Source organism: Mycobacterium kyorinense (assembly GCF_002101735.1).
In the GTDB taxonomy this organism is placed as follows: domain Bacteria; phylum Actinomycetota; class Actinomycetes; order Mycobacteriales; family Mycobacteriaceae; genus Mycobacterium; species Mycobacterium kyorinense.
The window spans coordinates 1-16,191 of sequence record NZ_LQPE01000035.1 but is presented as its reverse complement, the minus strand read 5'-3'; the positions used below and the strand labels follow the sequence as shown (position 1 = coordinate 16,191).

Annotated in this window: 16 protein-coding genes; 7 read left to right on the top strand and 9 right to left on the bottom strand. The window is 64.0% G+C overall.

The window, feature by feature from the left end; translation table 11 throughout:
• Positions 1-227: 227 nt before the first annotated feature.
• The 6 genes from AWC14_RS06540 to AWC14_RS06515 are packed head-to-tail and all read left to right on the top strand — an operon-like array spanning position 228 to position 7,162.
• Positions 228-950 carry a hypothetical protein gene (locus tag AWC14_RS06540; protein ID WP_085241046.1) on the top strand — a complete coding sequence of 241 codons (723 nt, stop codon included), beginning with the start codon at positions 228-230 and terminating at the stop codon, positions 948-950.
• A 43-nt stretch (positions 951-993) separates the two neighbouring features.
• Positions 994-2,244, top strand: a complete 1,251-nt coding sequence (locus AWC14_RS06535; protein ID WP_211282291.1) for an ImmA/IrrE family metallo-endopeptidase — start codon at positions 994-996, stop codon at positions 2,242-2,244.
• A gap of 22 nt (positions 2,245-2,266) precedes the next feature.
• Positions 2,267-3,466: a tyrosine-type recombinase/integrase gene (locus tag AWC14_RS06530; RefSeq protein WP_085241042.1), complete on the top strand. Its 1,200-nt coding sequence runs from the start codon at positions 2,267-2,269 to the stop codon at positions 3,464-3,466.
• Positions 3,463-5,709 carry a tyrosine-type recombinase/integrase gene (locus AWC14_RS06525; protein WP_085241040.1) on the top strand — a complete coding sequence of 749 codons (2,247 nt, stop codon included), beginning with the start codon at positions 3,463-3,465 and terminating at the stop codon, positions 5,707-5,709. Before AWC14_RS06530 ends, AWC14_RS06525 begins: the two co-directional genes overlap by 4 nt.
• Entirely contained in the window at positions 5,706-6,143 is a 438-nt protein-coding gene (locus AWC14_RS06520) for a transposase (RefSeq protein WP_085241038.1), read from the top strand. The genes AWC14_RS06525 and AWC14_RS06520 overlap by 4 nt, the downstream gene beginning before the upstream one ends.
• Positions 6,140-7,162, top strand: a complete 1,023-nt coding sequence (locus tag AWC14_RS06515; protein ID WP_085241036.1) for a PDDEXK family nuclease — start codon at positions 6,140-6,142, stop codon at positions 7,160-7,162. The genes AWC14_RS06520 and AWC14_RS06515 overlap by 4 nt, the downstream gene beginning before the upstream one ends.
• A gap of 349 nt (positions 7,163-7,511) precedes the next feature.
• Here AWC14_RS06515 and fgd read toward each other — a convergent pair whose 3' ends face one another.
• The 9 genes from fgd to AWC14_RS06470 all read right to left on the bottom strand — a co-directional run bounded on the left by fgd (position 7,512) and on the right by AWC14_RS06470 (position 15,341).
• Positions 7,512-8,522, bottom strand: a complete 1,011-nt coding sequence (fgd, locus tag AWC14_RS06510) for a glucose-6-phosphate dehydrogenase (coenzyme-F420) (protein WP_085241053.1) — start codon at positions 8,520-8,522, stop codon at positions 7,512-7,514.
• Positions 8,523-8,585: 63 nt separating this feature from the next.
• Positions 8,586-9,674, bottom strand: coding sequence for an amidohydrolase family protein (locus tag AWC14_RS06505; protein ID WP_085241034.1), 1,089 nt, complete (start codon positions 9,672-9,674; stop codon positions 8,586-8,588).
• Positions 9,667-10,086 carry a hypothetical protein gene (locus AWC14_RS06500; RefSeq protein WP_085241032.1) on the bottom strand — a complete coding sequence of 140 codons (420 nt, stop codon included), beginning with the start codon at positions 10,084-10,086 and terminating at the stop codon, positions 9,667-9,669. The genes AWC14_RS06505 and AWC14_RS06500 overlap by 8 nt, the downstream gene beginning before the upstream one ends.
• 30 nt (positions 10,087-10,116) lie before the next feature.
• Positions 10,117-11,160 (bottom strand): aldo/keto reductase, encoded by a 1,044-nt coding sequence (locus AWC14_RS06495; protein ID WP_085241030.1) that lies wholly within the window; start codon positions 11,158-11,160, stop codon positions 10,117-10,119.
• 60 nt (positions 11,161-11,220) lie between these two features.
• Positions 11,221-12,096, bottom strand: a complete 876-nt coding sequence (locus AWC14_RS06490; protein ID WP_249026305.1) for an LLM class F420-dependent oxidoreductase — start codon at positions 12,094-12,096, stop codon at positions 11,221-11,223.
• 73 nt (positions 12,097-12,169) lie between these two features.
• Entirely contained in the window at positions 12,170-12,772 is a 603-nt protein-coding gene (locus AWC14_RS06485; protein ID WP_249026304.1) for a sigma-70 family RNA polymerase sigma factor, read from the bottom strand.
• Entirely contained in the window at positions 12,769-14,202 is a 1,434-nt protein-coding gene (locus AWC14_RS06480) for an MFS transporter (protein WP_085241026.1), read from the bottom strand. The genes AWC14_RS06485 and AWC14_RS06480 overlap by 4 nt, the downstream gene beginning before the upstream one ends.
• Positions 14,202-14,639 (bottom strand): hypothetical protein, encoded by a 438-nt coding sequence (locus AWC14_RS06475; RefSeq protein WP_085241024.1) that lies wholly within the window; start codon positions 14,637-14,639, stop codon positions 14,202-14,204. The genes AWC14_RS06480 and AWC14_RS06475 overlap by 1 nt, the downstream gene beginning before the upstream one ends.
• A 255-nt stretch (positions 14,640-14,894) precedes the next feature.
• A complete protein-coding gene (locus AWC14_RS06470) occupies positions 14,895-15,341 on the bottom strand; it encodes a MarR family winged helix-turn-helix transcriptional regulator (protein WP_085241022.1) in 447 nt (148 codons plus the stop codon).
• A gap of 520 nt (positions 15,342-15,861) precedes the next feature.
• On the opposite strand from AWC14_RS06470, the gene AWC14_RS06465 reads away from it, so the two are divergent.
• Positions 15,862-16,155, top strand: coding sequence for a hypothetical protein (locus tag AWC14_RS06465; protein ID WP_085241020.1), 294 nt, complete (start codon positions 15,862-15,864; stop codon positions 16,153-16,155).
• Positions 16,156-16,191: the final 36 nt, after the last annotated feature.

Sequence of the window (16,191 nt, the reverse complement as noted above, 5' to 3'; positions counted from 1 at the left end):
CATCGCTCGGTCAGTGACGCTGGTGTGCCGCTGGACCGCCCGAGGTCGAACAGCTGGAAACGAGCGTCGATTTCGCGAGCCAGATTCGTAGCCAACAGCGAGAGTTTGTGCAGCATAATACGTGTTCTACATGTAGAATCGAGGTGTGTATGACGTGAAAGAACTTTCCGGACGACACACGGCGCGCCTGCGCAGTGGTGTAGGAATAACCGTGCAATATTTCAGCCATGGACCTACAGGAGTTGGTCGAGCGGCTGACCGAACAGCACCGCCTGGCCCTTGCGCGGTTGCTCGGCGAGATCGAGGCCGCCTACGACGAAGCGGTCGCGATACATTCGCAGCGGTTTCCCGATCCGCGGCAGATCCCTGGCGGAACGCTGTGCGGCGCCGTGCGGGCCATTGTATTGGCGATGAACGGTATGGACGCCCTTACCCGTACTGGAGAGTCGCCACGCGTCGTGCCGCCGGAAGCGTCGTGCGGCCCGGAATCGACGTTGCGTATGACGTCCGGTCCGAATTCGTCAGTGCGCCTTGGCGATTCGAACTTGGCCAGGTCACGGGTGCGCAAGTTGGGTTTCGCCGCGGTCGAAGCCTTGGCGTCGGCGGAGTCGCAGTCTGCGCCCGGGGCCAAGGCTGGGGTGCAGCTGTTTCTCGACGACGGGGCCGCGGAGCCGGTGATGGGGCCGCCTGGCATCGAGCAGGAGTACGAGCTGATCGTGTATTGGTGGCCGACGCTGGACAAGGTGTCGGTGGGTGGCGCGATTCTGGCCGCGGTTGCCGACTTGGACACCAACGAGGAACGCATCCTTGTGTCCACTCCGTTGCCGCCGGCGATCCGGCCCAAGACGGAGGCCGAGACCGGCGAGCAGGACACCGACTATCAGCCGGACGGCGACTTCGAGAAGATCTTCGGCAAGAAGTCTTCGGAGACTGGGGATTCGGGGGCTTAGATGGCGTTGTACCGACTAAGGGTTACCGGGGACGAGGTGGTCGGTGATGGCGGTCGAGGTGTACGGCGCCCGCGTTCGTCAAGCTCGGGTGCTGCGAGGGATGACAGCGACGGCGGTGATGGAGCAGATGGGCTGGCGTTCTCCGCGTCAGACCCGCCTCGAGCAGGCCGGGACCGCCGTCCTGGATGCGGTCGAGTTCGAGGCGCTGGTCGCGGTGTTGCGTTTCCCGGCAAGGTTTTTCACTACTGCGCCTGTGTCGCGGGTGTCGCCGCGGGATCTGCTGTTTCGAGCGCCGAAGTCGACGACGGTCACCGAGAAGGAGTACCTGGCGGTGTTCGCCAACGTGGTCGGTGATCTGATCGATCAGCTCAACGACCTGGAGAAGGGCCCTGTGGTGGCGCTGGAGCCGTTGCCGACGGGCACTGATGTGGTGAGCGCTGCGGCCAGGGCCCGATCATGGTTGGGCCGTGGTGAATTCGAGCCGATCAGGTATCTGACGTATGACTTGGAAGCCGCCGGGGTTCCGGTTGTGCTGCGCACCAAGCGTTCTCGGTCCACGGGTTTGATCGACTGGGACACCAGCGACGACGAGCCGGTGGGCGGGTTGACGGAGAAGCATTTGGGTTGCTCGGCGCGGACCGGGGAGTTTCGGCAGCGGCCGCTGGTGTTGGTGCGCAGTGTCGATTCCTGGGAGCGCAGCCGGTGGACGATCGCGCATGAGATCGGTCATTTGGCGTTGCACCGTCACGGTGAGGTCAGCGACGACCAGGAGAACGAGGCGTCTCGGTTCGCCTCGGAGTTCTTGGCGCCGGCCGCGGCGATCGCGCGAGAGATCACCGATGCGCCGACGCTGAATCATCTGATCCCGATCAAGTTGAAGTGGGGAATTTCGTTGGGCGCGTTGATCATGCATCTGCGCGAGTCCCATCTGATTGACCAGCAGCGGGCGGTGACGCTGCAACGTCAGCTCTACACGCGCATCAACCCTGAGACGGGTCGCACCTGGGGGAAAACCGAACCCGGGTGGGATGCCCGCTCGCCGGAGCAGCCGCGGCTGCTCATCAAGTGGATCGAGGCCTGCTACGGAGCGAGTTCCAGCGACATGTTTGCCGCACTGGATGTGATCTATCCGCGAGATCTGCTCGCCGACATCCTCGCCGGCCAACGTGGCGCCGTAGCGCCGCGAGCGCCGCGCGTCGATATCGCCCTTGTTCCAGGGGCAGCTGACACCGATCGTGCCGACACGGTGGTGGTGGCCGCCGCGGAGCGGTTCAGCTCGCGGCGTCAGGCCTGAACGGGCGGCTGACGATCGCGCGATGGCACGGACCCAACGCATCGCCCTGGCCGAGGCTGCCGACACCTACACCGTGATCGGTGCGGACTACCTGCCGGTCGAACCGGCCGAGGAATATCTGCAGTTTCTGCGCGACGACGAGGCGTCCCCCAACACGGTGAAGGCGTACGCCGCTGGGCTGGCCTGCTGGTGGACAGTCCTCGAGCACACCGCGATCGACTGGCGTGAGATCAGCACCAGCCTGTTCGGGCAATTCCTGAACTATCTGCGCACCGGTGATCTGCCCGGCACCGCCCGCATCGGCGCCCCCCAAACCTGGCTGAGCCCGTCAAGCACCCAGCTGCGGGCGGCGGCGGTGCTGGCCTGCTACCGCTACCACGCCGACGCACACGGACTCACCGGCCCGTATCAGCGGCTACACACCAGCCGCGGCAAACGCGGCCGCTCCCGCTACATCCCGATGCTGGCCGGTGTCGGCCCCCCGCCGCCGGTCAAAGACCGGCCGATCTACACCGTGCGCCGGGGCAACCGCGCCGCCACCCCGGTGCTGCTTCCCAACCAGGTCAGCGCCATCCTCGACGGCTGCGCCACCCAGACCGGCCAGCAATGGACAGGACCGGCATCCGGTCTGCGCGACCGGCTGCTGTTCGCCGTGCTGGCCGAAACCGGGATGCGGCTCGGGGAGGCGCTATCACTGCGGCACAACGATTTTCATATCGGCGCTGGGGCAACACCCTACATCGATGTGGCCGCCCGCCAAGACCATCCTCGCGGAGCCCGCGGCAAAACGCTGCGCGCCCGCCGGATCTACATCGGCGATGACCTGGAGGCCCTGTATTCGTCGTACGTGTGGCATCTGGTGGACCACGGCGCCGATCTCGCGGTCCCCGATCTGGACACCCATTTCGTGTTCGTCAACCTCACCGCAGGAAAGCTATTCGAGCCGACGCGTCCCGAAACCGTCTACGCCAAAGTGGATTCGGTCACCAAACGCTCCGGCGGCGTCCTGCCTGAGGAGTGGTCTCCGCACTGGCTTCGCCATACCCACGCCACCGCGCTGCTGCTCTCCGGTGCCGCCCCGCACGTCGTGATGCGCCGCCTCGGGCACGCCGACATCCAGACCACCCTGTCGACCTACGGCTGGGTCACCGAGGACGCCGAAATGCGCACCCTGGCCCAATGGCGCAACTACGTCGCCGGATGGAAAGGACTCACACCATGACCACCCCCACCGAGCCGCCACCGCCCCCGGCCGGCCACACAACGCCCTCGGTCACCGGGATCGGCTCGTGGGAAAACCAGTGGGCGCAGGTCCCGCCCGAGTGGCGTCGACCGGTCTACGCCATCGACGCCGCCCCCTTCGACGAAGTGTTCCTGCGCAACCAGTTCTATCTGCGCGCGAACCGCGCCCACGCCGAACACGACTTCACCCCCGCCGGCCCACCCCGCTTCGCCGACGAAATCGCCTGGTGGGTATGGCTGTGCTGGGATCAGCAACTGCGCAAGATCGAACCGTCCATGCTGGGCTGGCTGGTGCGCACATTGCCCACCGCGATCGAAGCCCACACCGCACGCACCGGGCGCCCACCGATCAGCATCGCCGACCTGGACCCCACCGACTTGATCCGCCACGCAGCGCGGGCCTTTCAGCGACGCAACAACCGGCTCCCGGCGGCCGGATCACGGCGCAACATCCGCCACCTCATCGAACACCTGCACCTGGCCGTGGCCGTGCGCTGCACCGACGACCCGTGGTGGAGCCATGACGTCTGGGATCTCCGGGCCGATCCACGCATCCCGCAGCGCCCCCACGAACCCCGCCACGACCAGACTGTCCGACTGCGCGGCATCGAACCGGTCTGGCTGCGGGAGGGACTGCGCTTTTGGCTGCGTAGCGCCCTGACCTACGACCTGCTCACCTGGTCGTCAGTCGTCTCACGCGCACGCAACATCGGCTCCCAGCTCGGCCGCTTCGCCCGCGAACACGGACACCTCAACGACCCGCTGATCAGCACCGACCCCGACGAGCTCCGGGCAGCGTTTCTCGGCTACCTCGAATACCTCCGATCACCGGATGCCGCAACACAATCCGAGCGCCTGACCCCCTACACCGTGGCCAGCCTGCAGGGCGAGACGCAGTCCTTCTACACCTTCATGCACGATCACGCCGGCGAAGCCGCGACCGCCACGGCCAACCCGCGCTGGCGCGACGCCACGCTCACCCACACCGCGCTGTGGTCACCGATTCACGCACCCCGCCACCAACGCCGCGAACGCGACCTCACCTGGTATGCCACCGCCGATCTGCAACGCATGCTCGCCTACCTCGACGTCCTCGCCGCTGAGCCCAAGCAGAAAGTCGTCCTCACCCAGCCAGACGGCTCCCTAAGCGTCGTGGCCGGCCTCGGCGATCCCCAAGCCGCCCGGATCTGGCTCCTGCAAGCCCTGACCGGCCGCCGGGCCTCAGAGATCCTGATGCTCGACTACGACCCGCTCGAAGCGATCCCCGGTCAACACCGACCCGCCGACGCAGACGAGCCCGACACCGGGGCGTTCGTCGCCCGGCTGCGGTATCAACAAACCAAGGTCGAAGACGTTATACCGACCATCCTGGTCGAGCAGGCCATCGTCGACATCATCACCGACCAGCAGACCTGGCTGAAGACGAAATACCCAGCACTGCAACCGAAATACCTGTTTCTCGGCATCAAAAACCAGCACCGCGGCCAACGGCCCCGCTCCTACACCACCTACCGCGCAACGCTCGACAAACTCGACCAATGCCACGAGCTCACCGACAGCGCCGGGCACCCGCTGAAGTTCACCCAAACCCACCGGCTGCGCCACACCCGCGCCACCGAACTCCTCAACGACGGCGTTCCCTTTCACGTCGTGCAGCGCTACCTCGGCCACAAAAGCCCAGAAATGACAGCCCGCTACGCCGCCACCCTGGCCGCTACCGCCGAAGCAGAATTCCTCAAACACAAAAAGATCGGCGCTCACGGCGCCAACATCGACATCACTCCGCGCGACATCTACGAGATGACCCAACTCGCCAAGCGCACCGACCGGGTGCTGCCCAACGGCGTGTGCCTGCTGCCGCCGCTGAAATCGTGCGACAAAGGCAACGCATGCCTGTCCTGCGGACACTTCGCCACCGACGCCACCCACCTCGAGGAACTGCGCCGCCAACGCGACGCCACCACAGCCCTGATCACCCAGCGCCAAGACCAATACCGGCAACGCTCCGGGCGTGAACTCGGCGAGGACAACATCTGGATCATCGAACGCCGCCGCGAAGTCACCTCCCTACAAGCCATCATTGACCGGCTCAGCACCGAGGAGACCGACTCAGTCGCCGGCGCCGGAACCGCGAAACGGTTGCCATTGCTGCAGATTCAAACCCGCGGCGCACACCAATCAGCGCTCGACAAGGCCCGGCCTCCACAAACTGGACAGCAGTGACCGTCTCTTCACGATCCACCGACGGGCTGCGCGCCTCCGCCGAAAAGCGGCGCCAGGAAGCACGCGCCAAGATCAAAAAAGCGTTGCGCGAGATGAAGAAAAAGGGCCTCACGATCAACCCCAACGCAGTTGCCCGCCACGCCGACGTCGCCCGCAAAACCATCTACAACCACCGCGACCTGCTCAACGAAGTCCGCGCCGCCCAGACCGCGCCGCGACCCACACCCACCCCGCTGCAAGCCCCCACCAGCGGCGAGACGAGCATCACCACCGCACTGCGCGACCAACTCCGCGCTCAGAAGGCCCGCTACGAAACCGACACCGCCGCACTGAAATCCACGATCAAACAACTACAAGGAGAACTGGCCGCCACCCACGGAGAGCTCCACCGACTCCGCAACACCAGCGGACAGCCCCGACGAGGAACACCATGAAATTCAAACGGCGAAACACCGCAGCGCTGGCCGACCTGATCTGCGGAAACCCCGGCTCCGATGACCCAGACAGCGGTGACCCCAAATACTTCCCCTACCGATCGAGCAGCTACCTCACCGAATTCTTCGCCGACCTCGACACCGAATGGGTTCACGACGGCTCCACCCGTCAATGGTGGGTCGCCGACGTCGTCGAATCAATCCTCGACGAGCCCCACGAAGGACCAAGCCAACCCCCACAGACCTTCTGCCGACTCATCGACCAACTCATGGACCCGCGAGAGGCCAACAACGAAAGCGCTGACCGGCCCAACGCGCTAGCGCGGCTCAACGCGATCCTCACCCGCGAAGGATTCGAAGCCTTCTACGGCGAAGACCGGCACTGCTACCTACGCCACCTCGGCACCGACACCGTCACCAACCTCCAAGCCAACCCCCACCGGCCCCTTACCGCCGCTGAAAACCAGCGGCGCACAACGCTATCGGCCTACCTCGACATCTGCAGCGAAGACGACCTCATCGAGCACATATTGCTTCCGCTGTTTCGCCAACTCGGCTTTCACCGCATCACCGCCGCCGGCCACAAAGACAAAGCCCTCGAATACGGCAAAGACATCTGGATGCGCTACACCCTTCCCACCCAGCACCGCCTCTACTTCGGAATCCAAGCGAAGAAAGGCAAACTCGACGCCTCCGGAGTGACCAAGACGGGCAACGCCAACATCGCCGAAATCCACAACCAGGCACTGATGATGCTGGCCCACGTCATCTTCGACCCCGAACACAACAAACGCGTCCTCGTCGACCACGCCTTCATCGTCGCCGGCGGTGAGATCACCAAAGCCGCCCGCAACTGGCTCGCCGAGAACCTCGACGCCTCCAAACGCAGCCAAATCATGTTCATCGACCGCAACGACATCCTCAACCTCTACGTCGTCGCCAACCTCCCGCTGCCAGACGCCGCACTACCCTCCACAGGCGACCCATGGAATACCGACACTGACGAGCCGCCGTTCTAGGAACGCCCTCCGTCATTCTCGATGCGCTGCGGGCGACGTACTGAGTAATGACAGCAACCGCAGCTAAATTCGTGACATCAAACTGATGGCGGCCCGCGCTGGCGATTCCCACAACAGCGCACGCGGACCCAGAACCACCACCCCCGCCACCGGGTTGCGCACGACCGGACCCCTTCTCCGGGCGGTGTGTCCAAGCAGCAGGATGTGTCTTCGGAGAGAAGACTACTGTCGGCGTGGCCTCCTACCTTGAACTCGCTAGATCGCTGATACCGTTGTCGTGCAGCGCTTTCCGATATATTGCGAGCACGATTCTTGGCGGGCATCGTGCGTGCCGTGCCTGTCGGCCTGCTCAGCCGAGCCGTCGCAGCCGAGGCTCGAGATCCTTCTGGAACAGCTCGAGGAAGCGGCGCTGGTCCTGCCGTGGGTCGTGGAAGACCAGGTGGTTCAGGCCCCAGTCGACGTAGTCCTTGACCTTCTCGACGGCCTCGTCGGGATCCGACGCCACGATCCAGCGCTTGGCGACCTGCTCGATCGGCAGTTCGTCGGCCGCCTTCTCCATCTCCAGCGGGTCGTCGATGCTGTGCTTCTGCTCCGCGGTGAGCGACAGCGGCGCCCAGAACTTCGTGTTGTGCAGCGCCTTCTCCGGGTCCGGGTCGTAGGAGATCTTGATCTCGATCATCCGGTCGACGTCGTCGGGGTTCTTGCCGGCGGCCTCGGCGCCCTCGCGCATGGCGGGAATCAGCTTGTCCTTGTACAGCTCTTCGCCCTTGCCCGAGGTGCAGATGAAGCCGTCGCCCGCGCGGCCGGCGTACTTGGCCACCTGCGGTCCGCCCGCGGCGATGTAGATCGGGATGCCGCCCTCGGGCACGTCGTAGATCGACGCGCCCTTGGTCTTGTAGTACTCGCCCTCGAAGTCGACGCGGTCGCCCAGCCACAGCTCACGCATCAGCCGAACAGACTCCCGCAGCCGCGCATAGCGCTCCTTGAACTCCGGCCACTCCCCCTCGTATCCGGTGGCGATCTCGTTGAGCGCCTCACCGGTTCCGATGCCGAGGAAGATCCGGTCCGGATACAGGCATCCCATGGTCGCGAAGGCCTGCGCGATGACCGCCGGGTTGTAGCGGAAGGTCGGCGTGAGCACGGAGGTTCCCAGCTGCAGCCGCTTGGTGCGCTCGCCGACTGCGGTCATCCAGGCCAGCGAGAACGGCGCATGCCCGCCCTCGTGACGCCACGGTTGGAAGTGATCGCTGACCGTAGCGCTGTCCATGCCGTGCGCCTCGGCGGCGACCGCCAGCTCGACGAGTTCCCGCGGCGCGAACTGCTCCGCCGACGCCTTGTATCCAAGTTTGAGTTCAGCCATCAGGTTTCCCATGCATGCAGTTGGTGTGGTGGGGGAGGTCCGGTTCGGTGTTGGGTTGGAGGGCTATCGGACTTTCTGACCGGCGATCCACACGCCGGTGATGTTGCGCGTAGCTCCGATGTCTTCTAGTGGGTCGCCGTCAACGAGGAGCAGATCTGCGCGTTTGCCTGCCGTGACTTCTCCGCGGTCGGCGAGGTTGAAGACCTGGGCACTAAGGTGTGTGGCGCCGCGGAGAACGTCGGCGGTGCTGAGACCGGCGCGGCTGAGTAGTTCCATCTCGTGGTGGATGCTTTGTCCGGGTTTCAGGGTCGCAGTGTCTTCGGTTGTGTGGTGGGCGTCGGTTCCCACCAAGATGGTGACGTGAGCATCGTGAAGTGCGGTAACGGTGGTGTGTGCGTTGTGATAGCTCCATCCGGAGTTGAACTGTGATCGATAGCGGGCACCGCCTGCCAGGTGCTGCATCATCGTCAGAGTGGGGACGGTGGCCACGTTGTTTTGGGCCATGCGGGCAATCGTGTGGTCGTCGAGCTGCTCGTCCAGCGGGGCGTGGGTGATGATGTCGACGCCTGCATCCAGTGCCACGCGGTACGCGCCGACGGTAACCGCATGGGCGACAACAGGTTTGCCGTTGTCGTGCGCGGCGTCGACGATCGCGCGGGCCGACTCGAGGTCGACTCCTGCTGGCGCAGTCGCTTCGGCGATGATTTTTATGTAGTCAGCGCCCTCCTCGATGCGTTGCTGGACGAAGGCGCGTGCGTGCTCGGGTTCGGAGATGATTCCTTCGCGAGGGAAGCCCGGTTGGCGGGCGGCGAGGTTGCGGGAGCCGACGGCTGGGATTGTCGCGCTGCGGATATCGGTGACCCCTTTGACGCGGCGTAGTTGATCGACTTTGGTTGCGGGCCATAAGCCCATGTCCAATCCGGTGGTGACACCCCAGTCGGTGAGTGCTTCAAGGTCGGCGAGGCCCTGGAACAGGTGTAGGTGAGCATCGATCAAGCCGGGTAGCAGGCTGCTTCCTCGCGCGTCGACGGCATGGGTGGGTGAGCCTGATTCGACGATGAGTCCGCCTCGGATCAGCACGGTCTGTGGCGCACTGAGCCGCCCATCGGTCAGCACGCGGACATTGGTGATGGCTGTCGTGTTCTCAGCCATCAAATGCGGCCTGCTCTTGTCGGGGCGGTGGGGACCGGTGCATGCCGACACCGATCCACCCGAGCAGGACGACCCACAGCAGCGGGAGTGCAGTACCCGCTTGGATGTGGCCAGCGGGTAAGGCTCCATTGGCTGAATACCAGAGGGTCGCAATGACGTCGAGTGCCTGGATGGCGATCATGGTGTCGATCCAGAGCTTGTGTTCGCGGGGGGATCGGGCTGCGGCCAGCATGCCGATTCCATAGCCGACGAAGCGGGCGCCGGCCGTCGCCAAAATGAACCCGACCCAAGGCGGCGCGGGCGTCAAGACGCCTAGCACGGCCGTCACCGCTGCCGGTGCAGCCAGATACATTGCACCGTTAACGATTTGAATGAGTCCCACGATGATGAGGGTCACGCGGACGAAGTACATGGACTGCGACTTTCTCGTTGAGCGCGGTGTTTAGGCGGCTGAATGTGAGGACTGCGCGTTTAGGCGACGCACTTCCGGGGACTCTGAGTTCAGGGCCTGCACGTCGGCGCGTGGGGTGTAGGGCTGTTGAAGTCGGTCGAGTTCATCTGCGCTGAGCGTGATCTCGACTGAGGTGACAGCGTCGTCGATCTGTGCGGTCGAATTCGCTCCCACGAGGGGGGCGGCGACGACGGGGTGATGATGCAGCCACGCCAACGCGATCGCGGCGCGAGATACGCCGCGGCTGTTGGCGATATCGCCGACCGCGTCGATGATGGCGCGATCCGATGTTGCGGTCTGCTCGGAGTAGAACAACTGCAAGCCGGGATCGGCGTGTGAGCGGGCCGTGGCGGTGGTCTCGGCCGGGCGTGCGAGCCGTCCGCGTGCCAGCGGGCTCCACACCATGGTTCCTACGCCTTCGTCGGCACACAGTGGCAGCATTTCGCGTTCTTCTTCGCGGGCGAGCAGGTTGTACTGGTCTTGCATGGTGATAAATCTGGCCCAGTTGTACCGGGTTTGGAGGTGTAGAGCTTTGGCGAATTCGAAGGCCCGCATCGATGAAGCCCCGAGGTAGCGGGCTTTGCCGGCTTTGACGACATCGTGGAGGGCTTCGAGGGTCTCTTCGATCGGCGTGTGTGTATCGAAGCGATGAATCATGTAGATGTCGACGTAGTCGGTGCCTAGCCGGCGCAGGCTGGCATCGATTTCAGTCATGATTGCCTTGCGGGACAGGCCTTGTCCGTTGGGCGCCTGGCGCATCGGCGAGCACACTTTGGTGCAGATGACGACGTCGTCGCGGTCGGCGAAGTCGCTGAGCGCGCGGCCCAGGATCTCCTCGCTATTCCCCAGCGAGTAGTAGTTCGCGGTGTCGAAGAAGTTGATCCCGGCTTCGAGCGCGTGTTTGATCAGCGTCCTGCTGGTGTCTTCGTTAAGAGACCATGCGGGGTAGCCGCGGTCGGGTTCGCCGTAGCTCATGGCGCCGATGGCGACCGGAGAGACGTCGAGTCCGGTGTTTCCTAATTTGTTGTAGCGCATGATATTTCCCTATGTTGAAGCGAGTGTTCTGCGTGCGGTGCCGGTCGGTGATCTGCTCGCTCAGCCGAGCGATGACAGTCTGGGAATCACCTCGTCGCCCAGTCGGGTGATGTATGCGATCGGATCGGCGACACCGGGCAGCACTGGAATGTTGATCAGTTCGATGCCGGCCGCGGCGAAACCTTGCATTGCCTGCCAGAATGCTGCTGGATCCTCGAACGGGTGGAACTGGGGTCCGATCATCAAGGTCTTGCGAATCTCGTCGGGATTGCGTCCCAACGTGTCGCAGTGCGCGGTTAGTACGTTGACCTTGTGTTCCGCCTCCTCGGGAGTGACGGCGTTGCTGTTCCAGATGTCGGCGTATTGCGCGACCAGGCGCAGTGTCTTTTTCTCGCCGTCTCCGCCGATCAGTACCGGAGGCCGTTTGATGGGTTGTGGCTGACAAATTGTTTCAGCCAACTGGTAGTGCCGGCCTTGATAAGGGCCGTCGTTGTCGCTCCACATCTGCTGACAAATCTGCAGTGTCTCTTCGAGCATTTCGAATCGGTCGCGCAGCGGCGGGTAGGGCACACCCAACGCCAGGTGCTCGCGTTCGTACCACGCCGCACCGATAGCGAACATCGATCGTCCTTGGGAGAGCACGTCGAGGGTGGCGATGGTCTTGGCCAGCAGTCCTGGGTGGCGGTAGGTTACGCCGGTCACCATCAACGTCAAAGTGATCGTCTCGGTGTGCCCGGCGAGGAAGCCCAGAGAGGTGTAGCCCTCCAGGAACGGGTCTTCGGCTTTGCCGACCTGTTCCATCTGGAAGAAGTGGTCAGCCAGGGTGAACATGGTCGCGCCGGCCTGTTCGGAGGTCGTGGCCGCGGCTGCCAGCGTGGGGGCCAGCTTGTGGGGAGAACCTGGCAGGAAGTCGATAAAGTGCACGCCTAATTCCATGATCGGAATTCCTCTCTGTTGAGTGTTTCTTGCTCGCACGACGGGTTGGCGCCGTGAAAGTCGGTGTAGGCGCCTACTGCCTGACCGTCGCTGAGGTCGGTGGATGGGCGGCCGCTGTGAGGTCGGCTCGTAGGCGGCGGCGAGCGCGGTGCAGCCGCGAGGTCACCGTTCCTATGGGGATGTCGGCGAGGGCGGCGATATGTTTGAGCGACAACCCGGCAACGTCGGCGTAGAACACGACGGCACGGAACTCCTCGGGGAGCGCGCGCATAGCGGCGGCCAGCGCTCTATCGGGCAACATCTCGATGGCCTCGTCTTCGGCTGAATTAGCCTGTCGAGCAACCTTATTCACAGGGTGCGGTGCGCAGATCGACTCGAGATCGTCGACGAGCAGTACATCGTTGCGCCGCTGACGGCGCCATCTAGTGATGAAGCCGTTGGTTTGGATTCGATACAGCCACGCTCGCAGATTCGTACCCTGCCGAAAGCCGGCAAACCCGGTGTAGGCGCGCAGCAGTGTGTCTTGCAGGAGGTCTTCGGCATCAGGCCGGTTGCGGGTAAGACGCAGGGCATGGCGGTACAGCGCGGGCGCCAGCGGCATGATGGCGAGCTCAAAGTGTTCGGGCGACCGTCGCGGAGCGGGCCGGCTCGGAACGCGGCTGCTGGTATCAGTCACTGTGCTCGCCCCTGCCGCTTCGTGGCGGACTGTGTGGTGCGCGACACGATGTTCGGGTCGAGAGCCAGCAGAGCCAAGCCAATGGCGCTGACAGCGATCAGGATCCAGGCGATCATGTGCAGGCCGTCGTCGGTGACGGCGGAGTGAAAGGCCACTGATATGACCGCTGCGGCGGCGGTGGACCCGATGTATCCGCAGGATCGCAGCAGTCCCGATGCTGTGGCGATCTGCGCGGCGGAGGCTTGGGTGTAAAGAGCGGTCTGATTGGCGCTGGTCGTGGTGCCCAGCACGATGCCGAACATGAGTGTCACGATCACGATTTCGCCAATACGGCTGTGGGAATTCAACAACAGTGTCCCGATCGATCCGATCAGGCATGCGATGCCGGCCGCGATCAGTGGCCCCCGCACCGCGTTACGCGCGGCGACGGGTTGTGCGATCAGAGCCGCCAGAGCTGTCATGGGAAGCATCAGCAAGCCGGTAGCCTTCGCCGACGCGCCGCGGCCGGCTTGCAGCCATTGCGCTAACCCGTATAGCACGCAGTACATGCACAGGGTTGTCAGCGCGAAACGCAGATACGTGCGAACCAGAGCCGGACTGTCGATCAGCAGTCGCACATCGAGAAATGGTGTGGTGGAGCGTAATTCCCACCACACCAGGCCGGAGCCCAGTGTGGCGGCCAGGCCCAGCGCTATCCACTGCACGCGCGGCAACGACAAGAGAAATACCAGCAGCGCCGATAATGTGGCGCCAAATCCGGCGATGCCGACGATATCGATTTCAGCCAGCATGCCAGGCAGGGTCTGGCGCCGAGTCCCCTCAGGCTCGGCCGGGATCCACGCGAGCGTAATAATGATCGCTGCGACACCGACCGGGACGTTGACGAAAAAGGTGGATTGCCACCCCCACGCTCCGACCAGCACGCCCCCAATGGGAAGCCCGGCCGCGGCAGTGACGGTCGCAGCAATGACCAGGCCGCCCAACACCTTGCCGGGTGGATCTTCAAGTCCGGCGCGGGCGGCGCGGCGCTGGATCAAAAGGATCGCGGACGGATACGCACTCGAGGTGCCCACGCCGATGAGGACTCTGGCGACCACCAACATTGGCAGCGTGTTGCCAAAGCCACCAACGAGACCACCGACTACCACCGCCGACAGTCCCGTGAGGAAAACCCGCCGAGCCCCAAAGACTTCCGATAGTTTGCCCGCCGTCGGCTGCGTGATCGCGGTCGCGATATATAGCGCCGACACCAGCACCGCGCCGCGACCCACTGGCACCCCCACCGAACCGGCAATAGGCACGATGGCCGTCGCGATCAACGAGCTGTTGATCGGATTCAACGTCGCACCCACCATTAGCGGCGTGCAGAACCGCCACCCGAACGTCGCAGATGGCGAGGTCCTATCGACCTGTGAACTGCTGCGCTCCATCACAACTCGCTACTCAGCAATTCGAACGTCGGCAATGCTCGCGACAGTGTTCGTAGCTCCGGCGCACTTAGGTGGTCGGTAAGAACTCTGGAAATCAGCGCGATGCGGCCAGCACGGTCATAGCGCAACATGCCAAGACCGGAAGCAGTGAGCGACCACACCGGCCGTCCACTGGTGTGCGCATCCGGTTGATCATGGACCAGCTTCCGGGCCGCCAACGCCCCCATCGTGGCGCCGATCGGAGCGGTGTAGTTCCGCTCAGCTTGTTCCAACGCCGCGACGCTGGACGGCCCCTCACGGTCTAGCCGCGCCAAAATTGTGCGCTCTGGCCACGTCAGTTCCTGGGGGGCGTGCAGCTGCCGCAACCTACGGACCATCAATGCCGTAGCGCGATACAGCGTCTCGGCTACCTCGTCGACATCAGCCTCGTCAAGCACAACCGCCAACCTAAGGCTATCAGTTCAGATTGTCAATCTGGACTGATGATAGGTTGCGCCACCCGACCATGGGCAGCCATCCGTGGAGCACCTTCGGGCTCAACGCAGCAGCCCTCGACCATCGCCGGCGCACCGACCCATTGGAGAGCACGTCTGCCGACCATTCGCGTCCTTGACCTGGCCAAGCGTGCAGCAGCTAGCCCGGTGATCGGCGCGCCCAGTCAACCTCAAAGCCAGAGGGGGACAAGAGTGGTGCTACAGCTCAGCGCCCAAGCGTTCGACAAGGGGTGCCGCGCGAGTGAGTAACCGCAGCTCGGCGATACTGAATTGCTCAGCAAGAACTTTCGAGAACTGGCGCGCCCGCGCGTCGCGATCGTCGTGCAACACTGCCCGCCCCGACTTCGTCAACGACATCAACACTTGCCGACCGTCGCGCGGATCCGACCGACGCTCAACCAAGCCCTGCTCTTCCAACGCCCCTAACGTCACCGCCATCGCCTGCGGAGTAATCTGCTCAGAACGGGCCAGACTCGCCCCCGAACACGGGCCACTTCGATCAAGCCGCGCCAACGCCGTGCGCTGCGGCAAGGTCAACTCTTCAGGCACCTGCAACTGCTTGAGCCGGCGGACGATCAACGACACCCCGCGATACAACGCGACAGCCAGCTCATCCACATCAGGATCCTCAGTCGCACGCACCATGAAGACGATAATAAGCCGAAGTTGACAGACCAGACTGATAACCCTTACGCACCCGCTCCGGTGCCGCCCACCCGATGCCCTGAAGATCCGGACTATCGTCCTCCAGACCCAGCCCGCGCATATCAAGCCCTCCGGGCATGCCGGGGCGATTCAGTACGGATCAACACACACCCCACTTAGCAACGCGAACGCGGCAACCGCAGCCCACCACCAATCCAGCGGCGGGAAACGGCGCCCACCGCGAATGCCCGACCGGCGACAGCTACGCGCCACCGCGCCAGCAGATCGGCGACCACGACAGCACGTCCCATTCAGCGATCACCATCGACAGAATTCCGCCAAACACGCCCAGAAGTTCGAGGCTTTCAGAATCGATAGCTCCACGGGAGCGCAATGGCACTACCCGCCACGACGGTTACAGCGTTACGGATAACGCTGTAACCCACGGGTTGTCAACGGGACCCAACGGCCGTGGGAAACAGTCGTATACGGCACAGTTTCCGTTACAGATAAGCGGTTCGTGCAGATCGAGGGCGACAAAGTCACTCCCCAAGCCAAGGTGGAAATCTCTGCTGGCCCGGGCGAAATCATGGAGACCATCACCAACCCGGCGGGAAAAGTGGGGGAGGTCAGGGTGTGGCTGTCCGGACCGCCGTCGCCGCAGGACTTCGAAAAGTGGACCGAAGGGGGCCAGCGAGACGTCAACTTCTGGTGGCAAAACCCCGACGGGTCGATCGGGGTGGATCGGCGCTGGCGCGACGGCAAGGTCATTTACCAGGGAAGCATTCCGCCAGGGCCCGACTGGGGCCCCTGAGCGCCCAGTAGACAACTGCGTGAGGCCCGCCCGCCC